This window comes from Devosia sp. Z11_6, from assembly GCF_058133665.1.
Window position 1 is genome coordinate 486389 of the sequence record NZ_JBYUNQ010000002.1, and the last position, 25002, is coordinate 511390.

The window sequence follows — 25002 nt, forward strand, 5'->3', positions numbered from 1 at the left end:
TCAGGTTCGTGCAGCAATTCTGGCGTATAAAGCGGCCTGGATCGGGCAGTGACGTCCGCTCATGGCGAACGCAGCAGGGCAGCATCGCCTGTGGCGGCTGCGTCTCTAGGCGTCATCAACTCAGTCTTAGCACATCAGCCCCGATAGGACCAACTTGTATTAGCAAGCGTACCAAGTTGGACCGATTCCCCTTGGGTCCGGTCAGCCGGTTCATTTAATCGTGATGCAAATGGCTGGCGCCGGTCACGTCATCGATAGCACAGCATTGCTGGGGGCGTGCCGAGCCAGCCATCCCTGCACCAGATGCTTTCGCTATCTGTGCACACGCCGTCGATCCAGACCGGATATACGGCCCTGTCCAACGCCGTGCACCCGGTCCACGAGCGGTTGGCGCGCTGGCTGTGATGTGTCACGACCGGGCCGAGGCTGATGAGATGGCGCTCACGCACGACTTTCTCGCGCTGATGTGGCCGTGCGCTGCCCCAGTGTCACCACGGCGCTCCACTCCCTTGAAGGGAGCCACTTCATTCGTGCGAAGCGCGGCTTCATCACCATTCGTGATCGCGAAGCGCCGGAGGCCTTTGCCGCCGATGCCTATGGCGCCCCCGAGGCAGAATATCGAGGCGTGCTGGGCCCGTTGCACTAGGCGAGCCCAGCCACATCTACCAGACGATGGGGTGGGTGGCTCCGGTGGCAACATTGACGAACCCCTCCGGCGCGAGCGGCGAAGGGGCCACCAGAACCCAACGCCAGGGCGCGCAGGTCAGGGTGGCAAAGGCCAGCCGTTCGGGAAAGCCGGGCCACCAGCGCGGCGAAAAGGTCGGCTCGAACATCCACTCAATGGTTTCCCCCTGCCTATAAAGCTCGGCCATTTCCGCGTCGAGTTCGGCTGCCGGCCGGCAGGTCATCAGCCCACCCACTTCGTAGCGCACGGTGGCGAGCACTTCGCCACCGCGCACCAGCGCCCAGCCCCCTTGCGTTTGGCGCAGGGTATTGACCGCGAGCGCCATGGCCTCGTCCGACGAGCCCACAACCCAGATATTGTGCTTGTCGTGGCCCATGGAACAGGCCAGCGCCGTATCCGGCGTAGCCGGCCCGGTGCCCAGCCAGAACATGGCCGCGGTTTTGCCCTCCCCCGAAAACCGGTCGACAATGGCGAATTTGGTGATGTTGCGGGCAGGGTCGCGCTGCACCAGCCCATTCTCTACCTTGAGTTCGGTGGTGATGAAGTCATCGGCCCAGTGGAAAGGCCGCAACAGCGCAGCCTGAACCGTGTGGCGATCCGCAGGTGCGGGAATAGCGAAATCATCGGCCGTCATTTCCCGCTCGATATGGACCGTCTTGGTTGCCCAGTCGGGCCAGGTGATTTGGGGCAGGGCGCCGGTATAGCTTTTCCCCTGCGAGACCTGGGTGCCGTCAGCCCAGACCTGGTCGATGGCGAGCTTTTCAATGTCATCGAGCAGAACCAGATCGGCAAAGCGTCCCGGCGCGATAGCGCCGACCCAAGGCGTTAGCCGCATATGCCGGGCCGGATTGATCGTCACCAGTTGGATCGCGGTCTCGACCGGCAGCCCTGCGGCGATCGCCAGCCGGACATTGTGGTCGGTGGCCCCCAGCTTCATTGTATCGGAACAGGAGCGATCATCGGTGCACAGCGCGACATTGGACCAATCGCTCTGCCCGCGCTCAAGCAGGCCCGTGATCATTTCGGTGAGGGAATGGGGGCGCAGTTCCATGAAGAGGCCGCGCCGCAGCTTGTCGCTGACCTCCTCGGCCGTCCAGGCTTCATGGTCCGACGCCATGCCGGCGGCGGCAAAGGCGTTGATGTCATTGATCTCGCGCATGCCGGCGGCGTGCCCCTCGACCACGCCGCGCTGCTCGAAGGTGGCGCGGATCATCCCCCAGAGCCGCTCATAGGAGGGGTTCTCGGGGTTCCAGACCGCCGGCCAATCCATCACCTCATCGAGCCCCGCCACCATCAACTGGCTGCGCAGGAACTGGGCCTGTTCGGGATAGCCGAAATAGCCGCCACCCCATTCATAGGCGGTGGGGGGAACGGCCGATCCAGGCAAGGGGAAAATCTTCACCGGCGAACCCGCCAGGCGCGCGGTCAACCAGAATTCGAGGTTGCGAGCGCCGTTCACATTGGAAAATTCATGGCTGGCTTCGCAGGTCCAAGTGCAGCCATGCGGCAGCACCAGCGCCGCCTCCCATTCGGGCGTTAGATGGCTCGATTCAATATGCTTGTGCACTTCGCCAAATCCGGGCACCGCCGCCAGATGCGAGCGATCGATCCGTTCGGCAACAGTGCCGGGATACGCACCAGCAGGGCCGACCCAAGCGATGCGGCGCCCGGCCACGACGATTTCTTGATCCTCGTGCCAGTTGCGACCATAAACATCGAGCACCCGTCCCACGCGAATGGCGCGATCGGCCGGGCGCTTGCCCAGTGCCACCAGGGCCAGGTTCTGCCGGATCGCGACTTCGTCTTCAGGGTTGATCAGCAGATCGCTTATGGTGGTCATATCAGTTCCGAGATACAGTTTGCCGCGCTGACAATGCGCTTGCCTGTCAATAAGAGGGATGGCGAGTAGAAGCCATCTTCCCATGACAGTTGCACAAAGATAAGGCTTGCGGCATATGCGACCCAAAAAACAGGCTTCTGCCGGCCGGGCCTGCGCTCCATCCGTTCGCGGACGGCACTCCGCGTGCAAAGGAATATCCATGTCGAAAACTGTTTCTTCCGTCTTCGCGGTTGCCCTTGCCGCCACTACCCTGATGGCTGCGCCCGCAATGGCGCAGGACAAGACCCTGACCATCTCCTGGTGGGGCTTCAATGGCGAAAAGCTCGAGACGCTGGTGCTCGCGCCCTTCCGCGAAATGTGCGACTGCGAGATCGTGTTCGAGACCGGCAATAATGGCGAGCGTCTCAACAAGCTGCAGATCCGCAATGGCGGTGGCGTTGACGTCGCCTATTTCTCCGACAGCTTCAGCCAGCAGGGCATTGAAGCGGGCCTGTTCCAGCAGATCGATCCGGCCAAGCTCCCCAATCTTGCCGGTCTCTATGACATCGCCAAGGACCCGCAGGGCGGGTATGGTCCGGCCTATACGATCGGCCGCGTCGGTATCGTTTACGACACCGCCAAGATCGCAACGCCGGTCACCTCCTGGAATGACCTCTGGAGCGAAGACCTCGCTTCCTCGCTCTCGCTGCCCGGCATCACCACCACGGCCGGCCCGATGGTCGTGCTCAAGGCAGGCGATCATGCCGGCGTCGATGCCTATGAAGACACCGATGCCGCCTTTGCCGCCGTCGCCGAACTCAAGCCCAATGTGGTCAAGAACTACAATACCGGCTCGGAGATGATCAATCTCTTCTCGACCGGCGAGATCAGTGCTGCCATTGCGCAGGACTTCACCCTTGGCCAGATTCAGGCTGCCGTGCCGACCGTTGAATGGGCCGAGCTCGAGGAAGGCTCGATCGCCACGCTCAACACCGTCAACATCCCCAAGGGCGCAGCCGAGCCGGAACTGGCCTACCAGTTCATCAACTTCATCCTCTCGCCCGAAATCCAGCAGGTTCTGGCTGAAGAGGGCGTTGACGCTCCGGTCAACACCGCGGTGGAACTGACCCCCGAGCAGGCAGAACTCTGGACCTATGGTGCCGACACCATCGCCGGGCTGCAGCGCATCGACTATGCCAAGATGAACGCCGCCAAGTCCGGCTGGATCGAGCGCTGGAACGAAATCTTCGGCATGTAATCTCCAAGCGGGGCGCCTTAGCGCCCCGCACTCTTTGCTGGACTAAAGGGCTAGGTTGAATGAAGCGATTTTCAGGTTGGACCCTGGCCTCCCCCGCGACGCTGCTGGTGGTGGTCTTTCTGGTGCTGCCGGTGGTTGCCACCATCGTCACCACCTTCATGACGCCCAACGGCCCGCTGGCGCCGTATCTTGGATTTTTCGGCAGCGGTTTTCGCCGCACGGTGCTGTTCCGCACCATTCAGGTTTCGTTCATAGTTACGGCGATCGCGCTCATAGTTGGCTTCATAACGGCCTTCGTGATCAGCCGCGCGCCGGGTTGGCTCAAGTCGATCCTGATCATTGCCGCCGTGTTTCCGCTGCTGACCGGCGTCGTCGTGCGCTCCTTTGCCTGGCTCATCATCCTGGGCAAGAACGGCATTCTCAACAATTTTCTCGTTTCCACCGGTCTCATCGGCGAGCCCCTGACCATGCTCTACACGCAAGGCTCGGTGATCGTGGCGATGGTCTATCTCTTTGTTCCGCTGATGATTTTGACCCTGGTGGGCGTGCTTGAATCCATCCCCGAAGACCTGATCCAGGCCTCCTCCTCGCTGGGCGCCAAGCCATGGGCGACCTTCACGCAGGTCATCCTGCCGCTCGCCGTGCCGGGGCTGATCGTCGGGGCCGTGCTGGTGTTCACCGGCAGCTTCACCTCCTACGCCACGCCCCAACTGCTGGGCGGCGAGCAGGTGATGATGATGGGTACCCTGATGTATCAGCAGGCCATGGTCACCTTCGACTGGGTCGCGGCCTCCACCATCGCGGCCGTCATGGTGGTGTTCACCATCGCCATTGTCCTTGTGATGACGCGGGTCGCCCGCCGTCTCAACCCGATGGCGGTATGATGACCCAGAAGCTGCACCCCGCCCTGATCGGTTTCACGGTCCTCGTTTTCATCTTCCTCATCGGCCCGCTCATCATCGTGGTGGGCTCGGCGCTGAGCGACACGACCTATCTGACCTTCCCACCCCAGGGGCTGTCGCTACGCTGGTTCGCCAATATCTTCGAGATCGCTGCGTTCCGTCGTACCATCATCACCAGCCTGCAGATCGCGTTCCTCTCGACCTTCATCGCGCTGCTGATCGGTATTCCCGCCGCCTATGCGCTTAATCGCTATCGCATCCAGCTGCCGGGGTGGCTGGCCACGCTGTTCGTGCTGCCGGTGCTGGTGCCCGAACTGGTGCTGGGCTTTGCGCTGCTCAAGAATGTGGCGGTGCAGTTCAACACCCCTATCTTCCTGACGCTGGTGTTCGGGCACAGCCTGCTCGTGCTGCCCTATGTGGTGCGGGTGATCAGCGCGTCGCTGGCCTCGTTCGACTTCTCGATCGAGGAAGCGGCAATCAGCCTTGGTTCTCCGCCGCTGCGCACCTTTTTTACCATCCTGCTCCCCAATGTGCGCTCGGGCGTGATCGCGGCGTTTATCCTCGCCTTCATCACCTCGATCAATGACGTGTCCATCTCCATTTTCCTCACCGGCCCGGGCATTTCCACGCTCCCCATCCAGTTGCTGGCCCATATGGAGCAGTTCTTTGATCCCACCGTTGCCTCGGTGTCAGTGCTGCTGATGGTGCTGACCGTCGGGGTCATGGCGATTGTCGAGCGCACGCTCGGCCTTACCTTCCTTGCTAAATAGAGTGCCACGCGCGTGACCAAAGCTCTTTCGATCCAGTCGATCACTGCCCATTACGGCACGACCAAGGTGCTTGAAGATCTTTCGCTCGAGGTGGCGGAAGGCGAACTCGTCTCGCTGCTGGGCGCAAGCGGCTGCGGCAAGACCACGACCCTGCGCCTCGTCGCCGGTTTTCTGCAGCCCACTTCGGGCCGGATCCAGCTTGGCGGGGTCGACCTGACACGCCTGCCCGCACATCGGCGCGATATCGGGCTGGTGTTCCAGAACTATGCGCTCTTTCCCCATATGAGCGTGGCCGACAATGTGGGTTTTGGGCTCAAGCAGCGCGGGGTCGCGCCGGCGGAGAAAACCAAGCGCGTCGCGGCAATGCTCGAGCGCGTGGGCCTCGCGCATCTCGCGAGCCGACTGCCCGGCGAGCTGTCGGGCGGGCAAAAACAGCGCGTGGCGCTGGCGCGGGCGCTCGTGATTGAGCCGCCGCTGCTGATGTTTGATGAGCCGCTGTCCAATCTCGACGCCAAGCTGCGGGTCGATATGCGGGTCGAAATCCGCCAGCTGCAGCGCGCCAATGGCACGACCTCGGTTTACGTCACGCACGACCAGGAAGAAGCCTTTTCGATCTCGGATCGCGTGGCCATCATGCATGCGGGCCGGATCATGCAGCTCGATACGCCTGAAACCCTCTATCAGCGCCCGGCCAACGCGTTCGTCGCGCGGTTTGTGGGCTTTGAGAACCTGATCCCCATGCGCGTTGTCGAGCGGGATGGTGCGAAGATCACCGCCGAGGCCGCCGGTGGCGTGCGGCTGACGCTGGGCCTTGAGCAGTTCGGCGCCATTCCCGACAGCTTCACGCTGGCCTGCCGGGCCGATGGCCTTGTGGCAAGCCCTGACCTGGCCATGGAAGGCATTCCGGCAACGCTGGGGCTGCGCACCTATCTGGGTCGTGCCTACCAGTATCAGTGCGACACAGCCGCCGGCCCGCTGCTGGCGAACGGCCCGCTGACACGGCCGCTCGAGATGGGTGGGCAGGCCAAGCTCGTGCCCGTGCCCGAGCAATGCACGATCCTGGCGGCAGAAACGGCGTGACCATTCTTTTCGTCAATGCCTGGGTGCTGACGCTCGACGAGGCGATGAGCGAGCATAATCCCGGCTGGGTGCAGGTGGATGGCACCACCATCACGGCACTGGGCAGCGGCGAGCCGCCCTCCATCGCCGGCGCCGAGATCGTGGATTGCGGCGGCGATATCGTCATGCCGGGCATGGTCAACACCCACTGCCATATGGGCATGGCGGTGTTCCGGGGCCTCGGCGAAGACGTGGATGATCGGCTTTACCGCTATATCCTGCCGCTTGAGCGCAAATTCGTGTCGCCCGAGCTGGTGCGGGTCGGCTCGGCCCTGTCGGCGCTGGAGATGATCCAGGGCGGGGTCACCACCGTCGCCGACATGTATTATTTCGAGCAGGAAGTGGGCCGGGTAGCTGCGGCTTCGGGCCTGCGCGCCATTGTCGGCCAAACGCTTGCCGACTTCCAGCCGCCCGATCATCGCGACTGGGACGAGGGCTTTGCTCTAGTCGAGGCGCTGGTGGATGAGTTTGCCGGCCATCCGCTCGTCACGGCGTCGATTGCCCCGCATGCGCCATACTCCACCGGCCGCGCCACCATGGAGCGGGTAGCGCAATGGTCGGCGGATCACCCCGATATTCCGGTGCAGATGCATCTGGCCGAAAGCGATCTGGAAGTGCGCTGGGCGCAGGATAACCATGGCTGCTCGACGGTCGAGGTGACGCGCGAAGCTGGTTTGCTCAAGCCCAACCTCATCTGCGCGCACTGCCTGCAGCTCGATCATGCCGATATAACCTTGATGGCCGAGGCGCAGGTCTGTGTCGCCACCAATCCGCGGTCCAATGGCAAGGCCGGCCGCGGCATCGCGCCGGTGGAAGCCCTGCGTAATGCCGGCTTGCCGGTGGGCATGGGCAGTGACGGGGCGATGAGCGGCAATACGCTCGATCTGTTTGCGCAGTTCGCGCCGGTGTCGATGTTTGCCAAGTTGCTGGGCAAGTCGCGGCGGCCGCTGCCGGCGCGCGATGTCGTGCAGATGGCGACGATCGAGGGAGCCCGGGTGCTGGGGCTCAATCTGCAGACGGGTTCGCTCGAGCCGGGCAAGCAGGCGGACCTTATTCGTATCAGCCTTGCCGCGCCGCGGCTGCATCCAATCTATGATCCTTATTCGGCGCTGGTGTTTGCAGCCATGCCCGGTGATGTGCTCGACACTATGGTGGCCGGCCGCTGGCTGATGCGGGACCGGCAGGTGCAAACGCTCGAGCCGAAAAAGGCGCTGCGCGACGCCTTGCAGATTGCCGACCAGTTCAAGGCCGAGATGGTCCTGCTCGATGAGCAGAAAGCTTGAGCGTGCCAGCAACCCCGCGGCGGGTGATCATCGACACCGATCCCGGGCTCGATGATGCGGTCGCGATCCTTTACGCCGTGGCTTGCGGTCGGTTCGAGGTGCTGGGACTGACGACGGTCGCGGGCAATATCGGTATCGAGGCGAGCACAAGCAACAGCCTTCGGCTGCTTGCCGCGATGGCACGCAGCGATGTGCCGGTGCGCCGCGGTGCTGCGCAGCCGCTTCGTCGTGGCGGGGCGGAACTCACCTCCATTCACGGCGATGATGGGATGGGCGGCCTTACGCTGCCCCCGCCGCAAGCCCAAGCGCAAGGAGAAGCGGTCGGGTGGCTGGTCGAGCAATTGCAGTCGGCGCCTGCGGGGAGCGTCGACATCCTTGCCCTCGGGCCCCTGACCAATATCGCCCTCCTCGTGCGCGACCATCCTGATGCTGCGGCCCGCATGGGTCGGCTCATCGTCATGGGCGGAGCGGTGGACGAGCCCGGCAATATCGGCGCGCGTTCGGAGTATAATTTCGCCACCGACCCCGAGGCGGCGCAGATCGTGCTCGGAGCAGGGCTTGATCTCACCGTGATCCCGCTGGACGTCACCCGGCGCGTCCGGGTGGTTCCGGCGCAGATTGCCTCGCTGCGAGGCTCGCCGGCTGGAGACCTTTGTGCCGAGATCATCGCGCTTTATTTTGGTAGCGGCCGGGAAAGCCGGCCCCTCCACGACCCTTGCGTGATGCTGTTTGCGGTCGAGCCTGGCTTGTTTGGCCTGGACACCTTGAGGCTGGCCGTTGATGTGAGCGATGGACCTGAAGCGGGCGCCCTTGTGCAGGACGCGGACGCGCCACCCATCAAGGTCGCGATGCGGGTCGATGGCCCCGGAGCTATCGAGGCCCTGAGGCACGGCCTCAACGAGGCTCAGCGCAGCTCTTGTTGAACCAGCGTGCTCCAGAAGCGGGCGCCGGTTGCAATGGCTTCGTCGTTGAAATCATAGCGCGAGTTGTGGTGCAGCGCGCCATCCACTGCCGGACCATTGCCGAGCCAGACATAGGCGCCGGGCACCGCCGCGCTAAAGAAGGCGAAATCGTCGCCGGCGGTCGAGGGCGGGAAATCGGTGACCACCGGCCGGCCTGTCACGGCCTGCGCTGCCGCCAGGGCGCGACGGGTCGCGTCGGCGTCGTTGATCACGGGCGGGATGCGGCGCAGGAATTTGTAGTCTGCAGTGATGCCGAACATGGCGGCGGTGCCCTGTGCCAGCTGGCCGATTTCGGCTTCGAGCTGATCGCGCACCGCGGCGCTGTAGGCGCGGGCCGTACCGCCGATGCGGACAGCGTCAGGGATGACATTGAGGGCGCGGAAATCGCCGCTCTCGATCGCGCAGGCGCTCACCACGGCGGGTTGCAGCGGATCGACGCGACGAGCGACGATGGTGTGGAGGGCAAGAAGGAATTGGCCGGCGGCGGTGACGGCATCGCGCCCCAGATGGGGCTTGGCACCATGGGTGCCGATGCCGCGGAACGTCACTTCCCAGCTATCGGACGAGGCCAGCTGCGGGCCGGCGACCACTGCCATCTCGTCGGGAGCGAGCCCGGGCATGTTGTGCAGGCCATAAACAGCGTCAACCGGGAAGCGCTCGAAGAAACCGTCATCGATCATGGCCTTGGCACCACCGCGTCCTTCTTCGGCGGGCTGGAAGATGAAATGTACTGTGCCCGAAAAGTTGCGCTCCCGGGCGAGGTGGCGTGCCGCCGCCAGCAGCATCACGGTGTGGCCGTCATGGCCGCAGGCATGCATGGTGTTAGGGGTCTTGGAGGCATAATCGCGCTCGGCCAGTTCAGGCATGGCCAGCGCGTCCATATCGGCCCGCAAGGCGATCGCCCTTGTGCCGGTGCCCACGCGCAAGGTGCCGACGACGCCAGTCTTGCCCAGGCCACGATGCACCTCGATGCCGACTTCCGCGAGTTGTTCGGCGACGATCTGGCTGGTGCGGATTTCCTCAAAGCCCAGTTCGGGGTGGGCATGCAGGTCGCGGCGCAGCTCGATCATGTGCATGAGCTCGAAAGGGTCATTGCTGTTGGATTGCATCGAAAGCTCGTACTTGAAACACTAGCCCCCAGACATCGGCTCCCGGGTGGGGCCCTTGCAAGAGAAACCTTGCCGTGACCATCGAACCACACAGCTTTTGGCAGCAGATCGTGCCGAAGGGCACTTATCCCGGCGACCCGGAAGCCGGCTATTTCGGGGGCTATCCGGCCCAACTTGCGGATGGGCGCGAATTGCTGCTGCCCATTCGCGTCCTGCCCGGCGATGGCACCAGGGCGGTTGCCTCCCTGATCATCAACCAGGCGAGCTTTGCCGTGGAAGATGCACTGGCCGAGCGATTGGCGGGGCTGCTCGCCCCTCATGCGCCCGATGTGGTGGTTGGGGTGCCGACGCTTGGTTTGCCGCTTGCCAATAATGTGGCGCGCCGGCTGGGCCACCCCCGGATGGTGGCGCTCGGAACTTCGCGCAAGTTCTGGTATGTCGAGGATCTCTCCGAGCCGATCAGCTCGATCACCAGCCCCGGAATGGGCAAGACCATGTTCGTTGATCCCCGCATGCTGCCCCTGCTGGAGGGCAAGCGGGTGGCGGTGATCGACGATGTGATCAGCTCGGGCACCTCGACAGCAGCCGTGCTGCGGCTGTTAGGGAGGGCCGGGATCGAGCCGGTGGTGATCGGGGTAGCGATGCTGCAGGGCACGCGGTGGCAGGAGCCACTGGCACCCTGGCGAAAGCGCATTGTGGCGCCGCTGGCTTCGCCCTTGCTGCAGCGGGAGGGCGAAGGTCCCTGGCGGCCATTACCGAACGGAGGGAGCTGACAGCAAAAAGCACCCCCAAGCTGGTCGGGAGTGCTTTTCCAAGCTCACGAGGCGAAGGCCAGCTCAGGCCGCCTTGGCGTCCTCGGTCTCGTCGGTGCGGTCCATGGCGCGCATGTAGAGATCGAGCAGGGTTTCGTGCTCGTCACGCTCGTCCTGGTCCTGCTTGCGCAGCTTGATGATCTCGCGGATCACCTTGACGTCGAACCCTTCGCCCTTGGCTTCGGCAAAGATCTCTTTCTTGCCTTCGTTGAGTTCGGCGATCTCGCCTTCGATCTGCTCGATGCGTTCAACAAAGGAACGGATCCGTCCACCCGCAATACCAGCGTCGCTCATGGTGCCTCCTGGGTTTCAATGAGGTCGGCACTATTCGCGGCTGCGGGTTGACGGAAGGTAAACCATAAGCGGTTGTCCCGGGATCTTTGCGCGGACGCCGCGTAACGCGCGCCGGATTATTGCAGGGCGCGGCGCAGATCGCCGTCAACGCCGGCCAGAGCGGCTGCCGCGTCCGCCCGATCAAGCGACTTGAGCAGCATGACGGCGGCGATCTTGATGCTGCCGCCGGCAGTGGCGAGGGTTTCGGCGGCGGTGGCGTAATCGGTGTCGGTGAGGGTCGCGACCATTTTGGCGGCGCGGTCCTTGAGTTTGGTATTGGTGGGGCGCATCTCGACCATGAGGCCGCGATAGACAAACCCCAGCCGGATCATCACGCCCGTCGAGATGCAATCAAGTGCCGCCTTTTGCGCGGTGCCAGCCTTCATGCGAGTGGAGCCCGAAAGGATCTCGGCCCCGGTATCGAGCAGCACGGCGATGTCGGCGACTTCGCCCAGGCGAGCGCCTGAGTTGTTGAAGATGCTGATCGTCAAGGCACCCTTGGCGCGGGCATGCTGGACGCCGGCAATGGCATAGGGGGTGCGGCCGCTAGCGGCGAGGGCAATCACCACGTCGTTTTCGTTGACGCCGATGCCCTCGAGAGCCTCGATGGCCAGCTGCTCGCTGTCTTCGGCACCTTCGGCGGCGCGGAACACGGCATCTTCCCCGCCTGCCATGAGGCTGAGGGCGCGCTCATAGGGCCAGTTGAAAGTGGGGGGCAGTTCGGCAGCGTCCTGAGTGGCGATGCGCCCGGAGGTGCCGGCGCCGAGGTAAACGAGGCGACCACCACGGGCCAGCCGTTCGGCGCCCCGGTCAATGGCTTCGGCGATGGGGGCGCTGGCGGCCTGGACGGCACTGATGGCGCTGAACTGGCCTTCCAGAATGCCGGCAACCAGATCGGTGCTGGACCAGTCTTCGAGATTGGCGAAGCGCAGGGAGGCGGATTCGGTGGTGTGGCTCATAAATGGGCCTCCTGTTGGTGAGTGGTTCTGGCCCATTGGGCTGCATGGCTCGCGGCGTCGATCTGGGGGAAACTGACTGATGTTTCCGGCAGGGCAGCGGTCAGGCCGGATTTGAGCAGGGGGTGGAGCGTCGTGATCCCACCCACAAAGGCGACGGGGAGCCTGCCGGCGCGCCCGATCAGCGCCTTGGCGAGGCGGGCGAGTTCATCGGCGGCGCGCTCGATGATCTCGGTTGCCAGTGGATCGCCGGCAGTCGCGGCCCGGGCCACCGCCTGGGCGAGGGTGCCGATGCGGCCGCGGTCGCTGCCATAAACAAAGGCGCGGGTCTGGTCCCAGTGATCGCCGCCCATCTCGGCAAAGAGTTCACGCGCGATTATGGCGGCATCGGCGGGGCCGCCGGTGGCATCGATGCGGCGATAGAGTTGATCAAGCGCGGTCAGGGCAATCCAGGTGCCCGAGCCGCCGTCATCGATCAGGAGCCCGCGACCGCCCACCCGGAGCATGGTGCCGTTGGCATCGAGATGCAGGCCAATCGAGCCCGTTCCTGCCGAGATGAGGTGCCCTTCGCCTGGAGCAAAGGCGGCGCGAAAAGCCAGTTCCATGTCATCGATGAGGCGGATGGCGCCGGCGTGGAGCTTGAAGCTGCTGGCGACCAGCTGCCGCGCCTCTTCATGCACGCTTTGGCCCAGCCCCGTAATGCCCAGGCAGGCAGCATGGATGGGCTCTTGAGGGAGCGCTGCGGCGATGGTGGCGAGGGTGGCTTCTAGCCGCTCGCGTTCGGTGGCATTGAAGAGATGACCGGTGGCGCCGGCGGCCGAGCCACGGGCCAGCGGGGTGCCAGTTGCATCCACCAGCACCCAGCGCGAGGCGGTGCCGCCGATATCGATGCCTAGGAAGCCTGCCATCAATGTGCCTCGGCAACCGCCCGGGCAAAGCCGCGGGTGATCTCGCGGGGATTGGTAATCATGGTGCCGACCACGACGGCATAGGCGCCAGCAGCGATCGCGGCCTGCGCCAGTTCGGGGGTGTTGAAGCGGCCTTCGGCGATGATGGGCGTCTTAACGGCGGCAGCAAGCGCACGGATCAGCTCTAAGTCGGGCAGGTCGGGCTTGGGCTGGGTGTATTCGGTGTAGCCCGAGAGCGTGGTCGACACATAGGTCGCGCCCATGGCAGCCGCGGCGATGCCCTCCTCCAGCGTCGAGATATCGGCAAAGCTTTCGAGCCCGAGCCGGTCGCGGATATGGGCGATGATGGCAGCGGGTTCGTCGCCGTGGCGGGGCCGGGGAGTGCAATCGAGCGCGACGATATTGGCGCCGGCTGCCGCCAGCGCATCGGCGGCCGCAATGGTGGGGGTGATGTAAACGGGCACGTCGGGGGAAAAGACCTTGTGGATGCCGATCACCGGCAGACCCGCAGCTTTGACGGCGCGCACATCCTCCGGCCCATTGGCGCGAATGGCGCTGGCCCCCCCATCGCGCGCGGCCAGGGCCATGGCGCCCATGAACTGGGGACCATGCAGGGGATTGTCGGCCCGGGCCTGGCAGGACACGATGAGGCTACCCTGTTGCAGGCGCAGGCTCATTTGATGGCTCCCGAGGTCATGCCGCTGATGAACTGCCGGGACAGAACGATATAGATGATGATGATCGGAAGGGCCGAGAGCGTCAGGCCGGCATAAAGCACGCCGTAGTCGGTGGAATATTCACCCATGAAGGTGGTGAGGCCCTGGGGCAGGGTCTTCAGGCGATCGTTCTGGATGAACACCAGCGGGAAGAAGAAGTCGTTCCAGATGGGCACGACATTCTGGATGCCCGCGATGACCATGGCCGGACGCACCAGGGGCAGCATGATCGACCACATGATCCGCGCTTCGCTGGCGCCATCCATTCGCGCGGCATCTTCAAGTTCATTGGGCAGGGTGCGGATGAACCCGGTCATGATGAAGATCGTCGTGGGCAGGCCCATGGCGGTATAAACAAAGATCAGCGAGAGCTGATTGTTGAGAATGCCTAGATCGCGCATCAGCATGAAGAGCGGGATGATGGCGAGCTTGAGGGGCAAGGTGAGCCCCGCGATGAAGAACATCAGGATAAAGCCGGCGCCGAAGAACTCGTAACGCGCCAGCGCATAGGCTGCCATCGTGCCCAGGGTCAGGATCAGTGCCATGGAGGCGCCAGTCACGACAAAGGAATTGATGAGGTATTGCAGGAAGTTGGTCTGCGTCCAGATGCGGCTGAAATTGACCAGATTGGTGAAATCAGGAATGCCGAAGGGCGACGCGAAGATCTGCGGCGTGGTCTTGAAGGCCGAAAACATCATGATGACGATGGGCGCCAGCATGATGAAGGTGTTGGCGATCAGGATAATCTGGATCAGCCCGTCGCGCCCTAGGGTGGCGATGAGGCCGGGACGATCGCTGTAAGTGCTGGTGACAGTGCTCACAACTGGATCTCCCGTGCGCGTAGGCGCACCGTGATGACGCCGGCGACGGCGGCAATGAAGAGGAAGATCAGCACGGCAAGGGCACTGCCCAGACCGAAGTCTTGCTGACCAGAGGACACATTACCGAAGGCGGTGCGGTAAAAATAAAGGCCCAGCACGTCGGTAGAGCCAAAGGGCGAGCCATCGAGCCCCGCCATCACATAGGGCAGCTCGAACCAGTTAAACGCGCCCACAAACAGTAAGACGAAGACGACGGTGGCGCTGGGCGCGACGAGCGGCCAGACAATCTTGGTGATCTTGACCCATTCGCTGCGGGTTTCCATGCGCACGGCATCGAGCATTTCCGTGGGGATGCGCTGCATGCCGGCGAGGAAGACAAGAGTGGGAAAGCCGACCATGTGCCAGGCATTGGCGGCGATCAGGGCCCAAAGCGCGGTTGAGCTTTGCCCGAGCCAAGGTTGCGCCAGCTCGCCCAGGCCCATGCCGCGCAGGCTGATGTTAACTACGCCGAACAGCGGATGAAGGAAGAGCTTGAATAGATAGCCGACAATGATGGTCGAGAGCACGACGGGCAGGAACACCGCGATGCGGTGAAAGCGGGCGCCGGGTAGTTCGCGCCACAGCGCATAGGCAAGGAAGAAGCCCAGGCCGTTCTGCAGCACCATCAGGGCAAAAAAGACGATGATGTTGTGGGAGAAAGCGTTGCGGGTCCAGCTGGCATAGGGCTCGACAAACAGCACGGTATGAAAGTTGTCGAGGCCGACAAATTCGCCGCGCAGCAGCCCGTTCCAGTCAAAGAAGGCATAAGCGAAGGCGGAGATGATCGGATAAACGACGAACAGCGCCACAAAGGCCAGTGGCGGCACGATCAGCGCCGTGATCCAAAGCCCGCGCCCGGTGAGGCGAAGTTGTGGCATGGTGTTCTCCAGCTAGGATCTCCCCCGCCGGTGGGCGAGGGAGGGATTGGGCGAAGGGGTGATCAGTCCTGGAAGGGCTCGTACCAGACCTTAAGGCCATCGGTGATGGCTTGGCCCGCGGCTTCCGGCGTGGTTTCGCCGGCAAACAGCTTTTGCACTTCGCTCTGGATCAGCACCGAGCCGGAGGGCTCGCCATAGCGGAAGTTCACGAGAAACAGGTAGGGGATCGAGGTGGCATTGAGCTCGGCAACCTCGGCCAGGAGCGGATCCTGGAAGGTTACGCCCGGTGCGGTCGAGATGTTGTTGAGGTTGTCAGCAAAGGCCTGACCGAATTCGGTGCTCGCGAGATAGTTGATGAACTTGAGCGCCGCTTCCTTGTTGGCGCCGGCGGCATTGGCTGCATAGCCGCCGTCGAAATAGAGAGCGACAAGCTTTTCGTCCTCGGCAGTACGGCCGGGGGCGGCAAAGACGCCGAGTTCCAGATCGGGGTTCTGGGCGCGGAAGGTGGCCAGCTCATAGGAGCCGCCGCCAAACATCGCCGCCATGCCCGAGGAGAACAGCTGCTGGGCGCTGGCATAATCAAGGCCGATAAAGCCGTCCGGGAAGTACTGTGACAGGTCTTTGAGAGCGGCCAGGGCACTGGTGAAGCGCTCATCGGTGAAATCGGTTTCGCCCGACATGATATCGGCAACGAAATCCTTGCCCATCAGCGAGGACACGAAGTCGAAGGTCACCGTCTCGTTCTGCCAGGCCGTGGCGGTGCCATTGGCGATCGGGATGATGCCGCTGTCCTTGAGCTTCTGGCTCAGCGCCATGAACTCGTCCCAGGTCTGGGGTTCGCTGAGGCCTGCATCATCGAAAATCTTCTTGTTGTAGATCACGAGCTGAGTCTGGCTGGCGAAGGGCACGGCATAGACCTTGCCGTCGGCGCGCACGGTTTCGGCGGCCAGCGCTTCGGGCGTGTAGTTGGCCAGAGCCGGCACGATTTCGGTCGTCAGCGGCTCGAGATAGCCGGGCACGGCGATGTTTTCGAGCCCCCCATAGGCGCGGACCATCATCAGGTCGGGCCCGCTGCCGCCGGCGAGAGCCGTGGCGAGAATGGTGTTGTAGTTCGCGGCTTCGAAGGTTTCGAAGTTTACGGTGATGCCGGGATTGGCGGCTTCGAACGTGTCGATGAACTGGTCATACTGGGCGCGATCTTCCTGGCGCCAGCTCCAGAAGGTCAGGTCCTGCGCCAGTGCGGGCGCCGCGACGGTGATGGCGGCCAGTGCGGCCCCGATCCGAATGAGTGTGCTTGGCATTTCAACTCCCTTGATTTGTTTGCAGGCGTAATCGTCATCAACTCGCCACCTGGATTACGCGGGTAACCGGCGGCCATCTTCGGCAGAAAAGAAATGGATCGCGTCATTGTCGAGCAGCAGGCCGACCGGCGCGTCGGGCTCATAGAGATCATTGGGCGTGGTGCGGATGCCCACCAGCGTGCCATCCACGAGCCGGGCATAAACAAAGGCGTTTTCACCCAGATATTCGGTGTAAACGACTTTGGCCGGAATGGCGCTGGCACCCGGCTCGCGCTGAATGCGCATGGCGTCGGGGCGAATGCCCAGGCGTAGCGCACCTCCACCGGCGGGCAGGCGAGCGAGTGGCACCGTGGCGCCGGCGACAGTCACGGCATTGCCGGTGCGCTCAGCATTGATCACCGCCATTTTAGGCGAGCCGATAAAGGTCGCCACAAAGAGATTGGCCGGGGTTTCATAAAGTTCGCGGGGCGAGCCCACTTGCTCGATCCGACCGGCATTCATGACGACGATCCGGTCGGCCAGGGTCATGGCTTCCACCTGGTCGTGGGTCACATAGATCATGGTACCACCGATTTCCCGGTGCAGGCGCGCGATTTCGAGGCGCACTTCGGAGCGCAGGGCTGCATCGAGATTGGACAGCGGCTCATCGAGCAGGAACACTGCGGGCTTGCGCACAAGGGCGCGGCCAATGGCAACGCGCTGGCGCTGGCCGCCCGACAATTCGCGCGGGCGGCGCTTAAGCAGTGGCTCGAGCTGCAGCATGCGCGCGGTTTGGGCGATGCGGGCTTCGACCTCGGTCTTGCTCAGGCCCATCAGGCGAGCGCCAAAGGCCATGTTCTCGTAGACATCCATATGCGGGTAAAGCGCATAGCTCTGGAAGACCATGGCAATGCCGCGCTGGGACGGATGCACTTCGTTCATGCGCCGGCCGTTGAGGATGAACTCGCCTTCGCTGATGGGGTCGAGGCCGGCGATCAGGCGCAGCAAGGTCGACTTGCCGCAGCCGGAGGGGCCGACAAACACCACAAATTCACGGTCACCGATGTCGAGATCGATGCCATGGAGCACTTCAGTGCTCTTGAAGCGTTTCTTGACGCCACGAAGGTTCAACTGCGCCATGCATGGCCTCCTGCGCACGGACCATACCAGTGCAATACCACAGCATTGAACAAGGCGCTGCGGATGTAAAGCACTTGTCGCACTTTGCCTCAGTCTTCCAGGTGCAGTTCGGCGACAAAATCATAGCGATCACCGCGGTAAGCGGAGTGAGTCACCTCAATGGGCTTGCCATTGGCGAGAAAGGAATGGCGCTCGATATGAAGGATAGGGCTGCCTTCGGGAATGTCTAGATGACGGGCCTCGTCCGCGTCCGCTACCGCGGCGCGCAGCCGCTGCAGAGCGCGCACCGGTCGGTTACCGGTGTGTCGCATGGCTTCGTAGAGTGAATGCTCGATCCGGTCTGGCTCAACAGCAAACAAGGGGACCACGGCGTTTTCAATGGCCAGCGGCTCGTCGTCCGCCAGGCGCACGCGCGAAAGGCGGAGCACTTTGTCGCTGGGAGAAAGGGCGAGCTTGAGCAATTCGTCGGGCTTGGGCAGGCTGACCGTCTTGTCCAGCAGAATGGACCGACCCGCAAGGCCCCGGCGCGTCATGTCAGCGGTGAACCCGACCAACACCGACATGGGCTGATCGAATTTGCGCGCGACATAGGAGCCGGCTCCTGGCCGGCGGGACACCAGACCTTCGCGGAAGAGCTGATCAATAGCCTTGCGCACGGTGACACGGGAAATGCCGGTGGCCCGGACCAAAGTGCGCTCCGAAGGCAGCGATTCGCGGTAACGCAGGTGACCGCTTTCGATCAGGCCGCGAATGGCGCGGGCGAGCTGCAGATAAAGTGGGTCTTCATGGGCCATGTCGCTGCGCATGGCAGCAACAATGGCCTGCGACAGGGCAGAGGGCAGCTCTTCACCCTGGGGCGCAAGCGCCGCCAGCCCGTTTTCTGCCATCACCGGCCCCTCCCGATAGATCCAGTATGATACCAGTCTCGACAGAGCAGACGTTATGGCGCTAAGCTCGTCAACGCAAGAAGCGCTGCCAAGCTTTGTGAAGCGAGGCTATCGACCTGTTGGTTGATTGCCGTTCCCGCTCTCCCAGGCATAAGCTCGCCCTCGGCACCGTGATGGCCCATGAGGCATCAAAGAGCGCGCAAGAGTTTCGCACCGGAGATCACAATGCATCTGAAGTTCGGCAAGCCGTTTTTGTCCAGCGTCGCCATAGCGACGATGTTTTCCGCAGCCCTGGCGCTGCCCGTTGAGGCGGCGAGCTTGCGCATGGCCTGGGCGCAGGACGCCACGGGGCTTGATCCGCACACCCAGACCGCATTCTCGTCCCTGCGGCTGCTGGAGTTGATCTATGAGCCTCTTGTGCGGCTCGACGGCAAACTCAATGTGGTGCCGGCGATTGCCGAAAGCTGGAGCTTTTCCGAAGACGGCACCACGCTGACCTTCAAGCTCGATGCCGATGCCAAGTTCAGCGACGGCACGCCGGTGACCTCCGCGGACGTCAAGGCTTCGTTCGAGCGGTTGCTGGATGAAGCAACAGGTGCCGCGGCTCGCTCCAATTTCCTGTCCATTGCCTCCATCGGCACCCCCGACGAGGGCACGGTGGTGTTCACCCTGTCCCAGCCCGATGCGCCGATCCTCGTGGCCATGGCCACGATCAATGCCGCTGTGGTACCGACCAGCGCGATTACGGCGGGCAGCATCGGCACCACAGCGCTTGGCTCGGGTCCGTTCAAGCTCGACCAGTGGGATCCTAATTCGCGCGAAGTGCTGAGCGCCAATCCCGAATGGGCGGGCGGCGAGCTTGCCATCGATGGCATCACCATTTCGGTTCTGCCCGATGAGACCGCGATCCTGGCCTCCCTGCGTGCGGGGCAAACCGACTTTGCCCTGCTCAACGATCCGCTGATCGCCACGCTCGTTCCTAATGAGCCGAACCTGCAGCTCAATGCTATTCCGGGCCTTGCCTACAACGTGCTCCAGCTCAATCCCTCGCGAGCGCCGATGGACAACCTCCTGGTGCGGCAGGCCATCTCTTGCGCGGTCAACCGCCAGGAAGTGCTCGATACCGCCCTAGTGGGTGAGGGGCAGGTCACCGGCCCCCTGACCATGCCGGCCTATGCCAGCGATCCCAGCACGCTGTTCTGCTATGAGCAGGACCTGGAAAAAGCCAAGGCGCTGATGGAAGAAGCCGGGATGGCTGACGGGTTCAAGGCCACCGTGATCGCCGCCAGCGGGGAACCTCCGGTCGCCTCGGCCGAGGCCCAGGTGCTGCAGAGCCAGTTGGCAGAGATCGGGGTTGATCTCGAAATCAAGATCATGGAGCTCAATGTCTTTGTCGATACCTGGTTGGCCGGTGATTTCGACATGGCAGTCGCCCAGAACGGCGGCCGTCCCGACCCCTATCCAATGTACAATCGGTACTTCACTAAGGATGGCAATCTGCTCGCCGTTTCCAACTATGTCGATGACGAGCTCGACAGCTTGATGCAGCAGGGCCGGATCGAAACGGACCCCGCCAAGCGCAAGGAAATCTTTGGCCAGTTCGAGGCGCATCTGGTGGAGATGGCCCCGTGGATTTGGCTGTCGACCTCCAACACCTATACGGCCCAGCTCAAGACCGTGTCGGGCTTTGAGCCTTCGCCGACCGGTACGCTGTTCGGCCTGACCAAGGTTTCCGTCACCCCCTGATGCCTGAAGGCGGGCCAGGGGCCCGCCTCCTTTCCCAACGGTTGATTTCATGAACTACGTCGCGCAGCGGCTGCTGACCTTTCCGCTGATCCTGCTGGGCGTTTCGGTGCTGGTGTTCGTGTCAATCCGGCTCATTCCGGGCGATGCGATCACCGCCATGCTCGGCACGGAAGCGGGCCTGCTGACCCCGGCGCAACGTGCGTCCCTTGCTGCTTATTTCGGCATCGACCAACCCATCCACCTGCAATATTGGCGCTGGCTCACCGGGCTGTTCGGTGGTGATATGGGCGTGTCGGTCACCTATGGCCGGCCGGTGTTGTCCGTGATCCTCGAGCGCTTCCCACTGACGCTGGAACTGGCCGTTTTGTCCATGCTGATCGCGCTCAGCATTGGGGTGCCGGCGGGGGTGCTCGCCGCCACCCGGGCACAGCGGCCCACCGACCTTGTCGTGCGGGTGCTGGCCATGCTGGGTCAATCGACGCCCGGCTTTGTGGTGGGCCTCGTGATTATCTTCGTGCTGTCGGTTTATTTTGGAGTCGTGCCGGCGATGGGCACGTTCACACCGCTCCACGTCGATCCCCTCGCCAATTTGAGCCAACTGATCTTTCCGTCGCTGACGCTCGGCTTTGCCTTTGCCGCCTCGGTGACCCGCATTTCGCGCTCGGCCATGCTCGATGTACTGCATGAGGATTATGTACGCACCGCACGCTCCAAGGGCGCCTCGGCGCGTAGCGTCATCTGGCGCCATGCCCTGCCCAATGCGCTCATTCCCGTGGTGACGCTGAGCGGAGTGGAATTTGGCTATCTGCTGGGCGGCGCCGTGATCGTCGAGCAGATCTTTGCTTTGCCAGGGCTTGGGCGGCTGACGCTGGATGCAATCAGCCAGCGCGATTACGCTTTGGTGCAGGGATCGGTATTGTTCGTGGCTTTCAACTTCCTCATCGTCAATCTTCTGGTTGATCTCGCCTATGCGGCGCTTGATCCCCGCATTCGGCTGGGGAGTCGCTGATGGGTTTGCTCAAAGCTATTGCCGCTCATCCGAGCGGCCGGATCGGCGCTGCCATCGTCACCCTTTATATCTTCCTCGCAATCCTTGGGGCTGTGGGCATCACCCCTCATGATGCCCTGCAACAGTTTCGCATTGACCGGATGAAGGCGCCGAACGGCACCTATCTGATGGGCACTGACCTCCTTGGACGCGATACGGCCAGCCGGCTGATGGTGGCGATCGGGCAGTCCTTCGTTGTCGCCTTTGCTTCGGTTGGCATTGCGACGCTGGCGGGGACGGTCATTGGCCTGTTTGCCGCCTGGTGGGGCGGCCCGGCCGATGGCGTGCTGATGCGGTTGATGGATGTGCTCCTGGCTTTTCCCGCGATCCTTCTGGCGCTGCTGATCATCGCTATTGTCGGCCCCGGCACCATGACCAGCATTGCCGCCATCGGCATTGTTTATACACCGATCTTTGCGCGCGTCGTGCGCGGCCCGACCTTGTCGCTGAAGCGGCGGGAATTCATCGAGGCAGCCAAGACCTTTGGATCCTCGCAATGGTTTATCCTGACCCGCCACCTGCTGCTTAATCTCGTGGCGCCCCTCACCGTGCAGGTCACCCTGGCGCTGGCCTGGGCCCTGCTGACGGAAGCGGGGCTGAGCTTTCTCGGTCTCGGAACCCAGCCCCCGTCGCCTTCGCTGGGCTTGATGATGAGCGAGGCGCGCAACCTGATGCAGCAGGCGCCCTGGCTGCTGATCTTTCCCGGGCTGACAATCATGCTGGGTATTTTGGGCTTCAATCTCTTCGGCGATGCCCTGCGCGACATTCTTGATCCTCGCACGCAGGGGCGCACCCCATGAGCCCGCTGCTATCTGTTCGTGACCTGCGGGTGGGCTTTGGCCGTGATCCCAAAGCCAATGAAGTTGTGCGCGGGGTCAGCTTTGAGCTCGACCAAGGGCAGACCCTCGCTATTGTGGGGGAAAGCGGTTCGGGCAAGTCAGTTACGGCCTTGTCGATCAACCGGCTGGTTGATTTTGGCGGCGGGCGCGTCACTGGCGGCAGCGTAAAGCTGCAGCGGCCCGACGGCGACCTGCTCGATATTACCGGTGCCGAGGAGGGTGTGCTGCGCCGGATTCGGGGGCGCGAAATCGGCATGATCTTCCAGGAGCCCATGACTTCGCTCAATCCGGTGCAAACCATTGGCAAGCAGATCGAGGAAGCCTTCCGCCTCAATCGTGGGCTTGAGGGTCGGGCGGCAATGCTGGCTGCCGAGCAGGCGCTGGAACGCGTCCGCATTCCCGATGCCAAGGCGCGGCTGGCTTATTATCCACACCAGCTATCTGGCGGCATGCGCCAGCGCGTGATGATTGCGATGGTGATCGCCAGCAATCCGCGTCTGCTGATTGCCGATGAGCCGACCACGGCGCTCGACGTGACGGTGCAGGCGCAGATCATGGCGCTCTTGGCCGAACTGCGCGAAGAAACCGGCATGGCGATGATCTTTATTACCCATGACATCGGGCTCGTGGCCGGAATTGCCGACCAGATCATGGTGATGCAGAACGGGGTTGCGGTGGAGCAGGGGGCGCTCGATGGCGTGCTGGACCAGCCGCAGCACGACTATACCAAGCACCTGCTCGGAGCGGTGCCCCATTTCAACCAGGGTAGTGCGGTGCGCAGCGATGCGCCGCGCAAAGGCTCCGAGCAACGAGCAGTGACCGTCGAGGACCTTGTGGTTCGCTTCCCGGTCAAGCGGGGGCTGTTTGCGCGCGCTAGGGGCGCGGTGCATGCGGTGGATGGGGTCGAGTTCGATCTGGCGCCCGGCGAAACGCTGGCCATTGTGGGGGAAAGCGGCTCGGGTAAATCCACTACCGCCAGGGCCATGCTGGACCTCGTCGCCAGGACCCGTGGCAACATCGAGACGGCCAGGGGCGCAGGTGAGCGTCCGATGCAGATGGTGTTCCAGGATCCGTTCGGTTCGCTTAATCCCCGTCTCAATGTGCGTGACCTGATGGCCGAGCCTGCCATTGCCGCTGGTCAGAAGCTGGATGGAAAAGTGCGTGAGCGCATGAGCATGTTGCTGGGCCGTGTTGGGCTGCCCGAAGATGCTCTCCTGCGCTTTCCGCATCAGTTCTCGGGCGGGCAGCGCCAGCGGCTCTGCATTGCGCGGGCGTTGATGCTGAACCCCAATGTTCTGGTGCTGGATGAAGCCGTGTCAGCGCTTGATGTGTCGGTGCAAGCAAAAGTGCTGGATCTGCTCGTGGAACTGCAGCAGGAATTCGGGCTCGCTTACCTTTTCATCTCGCATGACATGGCCGTGGTGGAGCGGATCGCCCACCGGATTGCCGTGATGTATGCGGGCCAGTTCGTCGAGATTGGGGCGGCAGCCTCGGTGCTGTCTGATCCGCAGCACAGCTATACCAGGCGGTTGATTGCGGCGGTGCCTACTATCGAGCGGCGGCGTCAGCACTTCACCGTGGATGCCACCCAGATCCCATCGCTGGTGCGGCCGCCGGGCTATGAGCCTGCTATGGCGAACTGGCGAGACGCTGGTAGTGATCACCGGGTGAGGCTGGAGGAAGCATGAGCCTAGAGGATGTTGCGGAACGCGCTTTTGCCCCCGTGCGGCACGCGATTGAACAAGGGCGCATCCCCGGCGGCGTGCTCGGAGTGGTTGAGCGGGACGGCTCTCGAGCAACAAGGGTCATTGGCTTGGCACAGCTGGTACCAGAGCAGCGCCCCATCAGCGAAGCCTCGTGGTTCGATTTGGCGTCACTCACCAAGGTGATCTTTACCACTCCGCGCATTCTGGCGCTGGCGGATGCGGGCACCATCGATCTCGATGCACCCATCATCTCTGTGCTGCCAGATTGGCGGCAGTACAATCCCGACAACTGGGAACGCAAGATCACCTTCCGGCAGTGTTTGGGACACCAGACGCCGCTACCTGGGGTTTTTCCTATCTATACTTATGGCAGTGATCCCGACCTGTTACGTGCCTTTGTGATGCAGCATGAATGGACGTCCGGTCCGGCGGTTTACTCCGATCTCAATTTCATCCTTCTGGGCTTTGTGCTGGAGCGGTTGCAGGGCTGCTCCATGCGCCAGATCGATCCCGGACCGGGTTTCGCCTGGTCGGCGGATCCCGCCCAGGCCGTCGCAACGGAACAGGATCCCTGGCGGGGCCGGGTCATGGTTGGCGAAGTGCATGACGAGAACTGTTATGCGCTGCAGGGTTCCGGTCACGCCGGGCTGTTCGGCACCGTTGGCGCCGTGCTCGACTTTGCCGAAGGCCTCCTGAATGGCACGGGTGCTTCGGCCAAGGCAATCGAGCTGATGCGCACCCCAGTGTCGGGACGCCGGACCCATGGCTGGGAGCGCCCCTATGAGGGGTGGTCGGGTGGGGAGGCTTGCTCGGCCGAGACGATTGGCCATACCGGCTTTACCGGCACCGGCCTATGGATCGATTTCGCCAATAGCCGGGCCTGGACTCTCCTGACCAATCGCGTCCATCCGACCCGGCATTTCGACAGTGGCATTATGAGCCTGCGGCGCGCCGTAGGCGATCTTATCAGCGGCAATGGAGAATAG

General features: G+C 63.0%; 24 protein-coding genes. 13 read left to right on the forward strand and 11 right to left on the reverse strand.

Going from position 1 to position 25002, the window contains the following annotated elements:
- The first annotated feature begins 472 nt into the window (after positions 1-472).
- The gene (locus AC3YMN_RS07605; RefSeq protein WP_489889549.1) at positions 473-646 is read left to right on the forward strand and encodes a hypothetical protein; all 174 of its coding nucleotides are present in this window, start codon (positions 473-475) and stop codon (positions 644-646) included.
- Positions 647-662: 16 nt separating this feature from the next.
- Here AC3YMN_RS07605 and AC3YMN_RS07610 read toward each other — a convergent pair whose 3' ends face one another.
- Positions 663-2525, reverse strand: a complete 1863-nt coding sequence (locus tag AC3YMN_RS07610; RefSeq protein WP_489889550.1) for an adenine deaminase — start codon at positions 2523-2525, stop codon at positions 663-665.
- Positions 2526-2724: 199 nt separating this feature from the next.
- Here AC3YMN_RS07610 and AC3YMN_RS07615 point away from each other — a divergent pair, with 199 nt between their 5' ends.
- The 6 genes from AC3YMN_RS07615 to AC3YMN_RS07640 are packed head-to-tail and all read left to right on the forward strand — an operon-like array spanning position 2725 to position 8759.
- A complete protein-coding gene (locus AC3YMN_RS07615; RefSeq protein WP_172121664.1) occupies positions 2725-3762 on the forward strand; it encodes an ABC transporter substrate-binding protein in 1038 nt (345 codons plus the stop codon).
- A 59-nt stretch (positions 3763-3821) separates the two neighbouring features.
- Positions 3822-4646: an ABC transporter permease gene (locus AC3YMN_RS07620; RefSeq protein ID WP_127754925.1), complete on the forward strand. Its 825-nt coding sequence runs from the start codon at positions 3822-3824 to the stop codon at positions 4644-4646.
- Entirely contained in the window at positions 4643-5434 is a 792-nt protein-coding gene (locus AC3YMN_RS07625) for an ABC transporter permease (RefSeq protein WP_489889551.1), read from the forward strand. Before AC3YMN_RS07620 ends, AC3YMN_RS07625 begins: the two co-directional genes overlap by 4 nt.
- A gap of 12 nt (positions 5435-5446) precedes the next feature.
- A complete protein-coding gene (locus AC3YMN_RS07630) occupies positions 5447-6514 on the forward strand; it encodes an ABC transporter ATP-binding protein (protein ID WP_489889552.1) in 1068 nt (355 codons plus the stop codon).
- Positions 6511-7836 carry an amidohydrolase family protein gene (locus AC3YMN_RS07635; RefSeq protein WP_489889553.1) on the forward strand — a complete coding sequence of 442 codons (1326 nt, stop codon included), beginning with the start codon at positions 6511-6513 and terminating at the stop codon, positions 7834-7836. The genes AC3YMN_RS07630 and AC3YMN_RS07635 overlap by 4 nt, the downstream gene beginning before the upstream one ends.
- 2 nt (positions 7837-7838) lie before the next feature.
- Complete coding sequence (locus tag AC3YMN_RS07640) at positions 7839-8759, forward strand: nucleoside hydrolase (protein WP_489889801.1); 921 nt, start codon at positions 7839-7841, stop codon at positions 8757-8759.
- Here AC3YMN_RS07640 and AC3YMN_RS07645 read toward each other — a convergent pair.
- Complete coding sequence (locus tag AC3YMN_RS07645; protein WP_489889554.1) at positions 8741-9907, reverse strand: M20 aminoacylase family protein; 1167 nt, start codon at positions 9905-9907, stop codon at positions 8741-8743. The genes AC3YMN_RS07640 and AC3YMN_RS07645 overlap by 19 nt on opposite strands.
- 80 nt (positions 9908-9987) lie before the next feature.
- Between AC3YMN_RS07645 and AC3YMN_RS07650 the strand changes: the two genes are divergently transcribed.
- Positions 9988-10680: a phosphoribosyltransferase gene (locus tag AC3YMN_RS07650; RefSeq protein ID WP_489889802.1), complete on the forward strand. Its 693-nt coding sequence runs from the start codon at positions 9988-9990 to the stop codon at positions 10678-10680.
- 63 nt (positions 10681-10743) lie between these two features.
- Here AC3YMN_RS07650 and AC3YMN_RS07655 read toward each other — a convergent pair whose 3' ends face one another.
- The 9 genes from AC3YMN_RS07655 to AC3YMN_RS07695 form a co-directional block, all read right to left on the reverse strand.
- Entirely contained in the window at positions 10744-11013 is a 270-nt protein-coding gene (locus AC3YMN_RS07655; RefSeq protein ID WP_127754919.1) for a DUF2312 domain-containing protein, read from the reverse strand.
- Positions 11014-11129: 116 nt separating this feature from the next.
- Positions 11130-12011, reverse strand: a complete 882-nt coding sequence (locus AC3YMN_RS07660; RefSeq protein ID WP_489889555.1) for an N-acetylmuramic acid 6-phosphate etherase — start codon at positions 12009-12011, stop codon at positions 11130-11132.
- Entirely contained in the window at positions 12008-12916 is a 909-nt protein-coding gene (locus AC3YMN_RS07665) for an N-acetylglucosamine kinase (RefSeq protein WP_489889556.1), read from the reverse strand. The genes AC3YMN_RS07660 and AC3YMN_RS07665 overlap by 4 nt, the downstream gene beginning before the upstream one ends.
- Positions 12916-13593 carry an N-acetylmannosamine-6-phosphate 2-epimerase gene (locus AC3YMN_RS07670; RefSeq protein WP_489889557.1) on the reverse strand — a complete coding sequence of 226 codons (678 nt, stop codon included), beginning with the start codon at positions 13591-13593 and terminating at the stop codon, positions 12916-12918. The genes AC3YMN_RS07665 and AC3YMN_RS07670 overlap by 1 nt, the downstream gene beginning before the upstream one ends.
- Positions 13590-14453, reverse strand: coding sequence for a carbohydrate ABC transporter permease (locus AC3YMN_RS07675; RefSeq protein ID WP_248305190.1), 864 nt, complete (start codon positions 14451-14453; stop codon positions 13590-13592). The genes AC3YMN_RS07670 and AC3YMN_RS07675 overlap by 4 nt, the downstream gene beginning before the upstream one ends.
- Positions 14450-15370: a carbohydrate ABC transporter permease gene (locus AC3YMN_RS07680; RefSeq protein WP_127754915.1), complete on the reverse strand. Its 921-nt coding sequence runs from the start codon at positions 15368-15370 to the stop codon at positions 14450-14452. The genes AC3YMN_RS07675 and AC3YMN_RS07680 overlap by 4 nt, the downstream gene beginning before the upstream one ends.
- 62 nt (positions 15371-15432) lie before the next feature.
- Complete coding sequence (locus AC3YMN_RS07685; protein WP_489889558.1) at positions 15433-16671, reverse strand: extracellular solute-binding protein; 1239 nt, start codon at positions 16669-16671, stop codon at positions 15433-15435.
- Between the two features lie 54 nt (positions 16672-16725).
- Complete coding sequence (locus AC3YMN_RS07690; protein ID WP_489889559.1) at positions 16726-17790, reverse strand: ABC transporter ATP-binding protein; 1065 nt, start codon at positions 17788-17790, stop codon at positions 16726-16728.
- An 89-nt stretch (positions 17791-17879) separates the two neighbouring features.
- Positions 17880-18677 carry a GntR family transcriptional regulator gene (locus AC3YMN_RS07695; RefSeq protein WP_127754913.1) on the reverse strand — a complete coding sequence of 266 codons (798 nt, stop codon included), beginning with the start codon at positions 18675-18677 and terminating at the stop codon, positions 17880-17882.
- Between the two features lie 276 nt (positions 18678-18953).
- Between AC3YMN_RS07695 and AC3YMN_RS07700 the strand changes: the two genes are divergently transcribed.
- Genes AC3YMN_RS07700 through AC3YMN_RS07720 form a run of 5 tightly spaced genes read left to right on the forward strand, consistent with a single transcriptional unit; the run spans position 18954 to position 25002 of the window.
- The gene (locus AC3YMN_RS07700; protein WP_489889803.1) at positions 18954-20423 is read left to right on the forward strand and encodes an ABC transporter substrate-binding protein; all 1470 of its coding nucleotides are present in this window, start codon (positions 18954-18956) and stop codon (positions 20421-20423) included.
- A 49-nt stretch (positions 20424-20472) separates the two neighbouring features.
- Positions 20473-21432 (forward strand): ABC transporter permease, encoded by a 960-nt coding sequence (locus tag AC3YMN_RS07705; protein WP_127754911.1) that lies wholly within the window; start codon positions 20473-20475, stop codon positions 21430-21432.
- Positions 21432-22271 (forward strand): ABC transporter permease, encoded by an 840-nt coding sequence (locus AC3YMN_RS07710; RefSeq protein ID WP_489889560.1) that lies wholly within the window; start codon positions 21432-21434, stop codon positions 22269-22271. The genes AC3YMN_RS07705 and AC3YMN_RS07710 overlap by 1 nt, the downstream gene beginning before the upstream one ends.
- The gene (locus AC3YMN_RS07715; protein ID WP_489889561.1) at positions 22268-23998 is read left to right on the forward strand and encodes an ABC transporter ATP-binding protein; all 1731 of its coding nucleotides are present in this window, start codon (positions 22268-22270) and stop codon (positions 23996-23998) included. The genes AC3YMN_RS07710 and AC3YMN_RS07715 overlap by 4 nt, the downstream gene beginning before the upstream one ends.
- Positions 23995-25002, forward strand: coding sequence for a serine hydrolase domain-containing protein (locus AC3YMN_RS07720; protein WP_489889562.1), 1008 nt, complete (start codon positions 23995-23997; stop codon positions 25000-25002). The genes AC3YMN_RS07715 and AC3YMN_RS07720 overlap by 4 nt, the downstream gene beginning before the upstream one ends.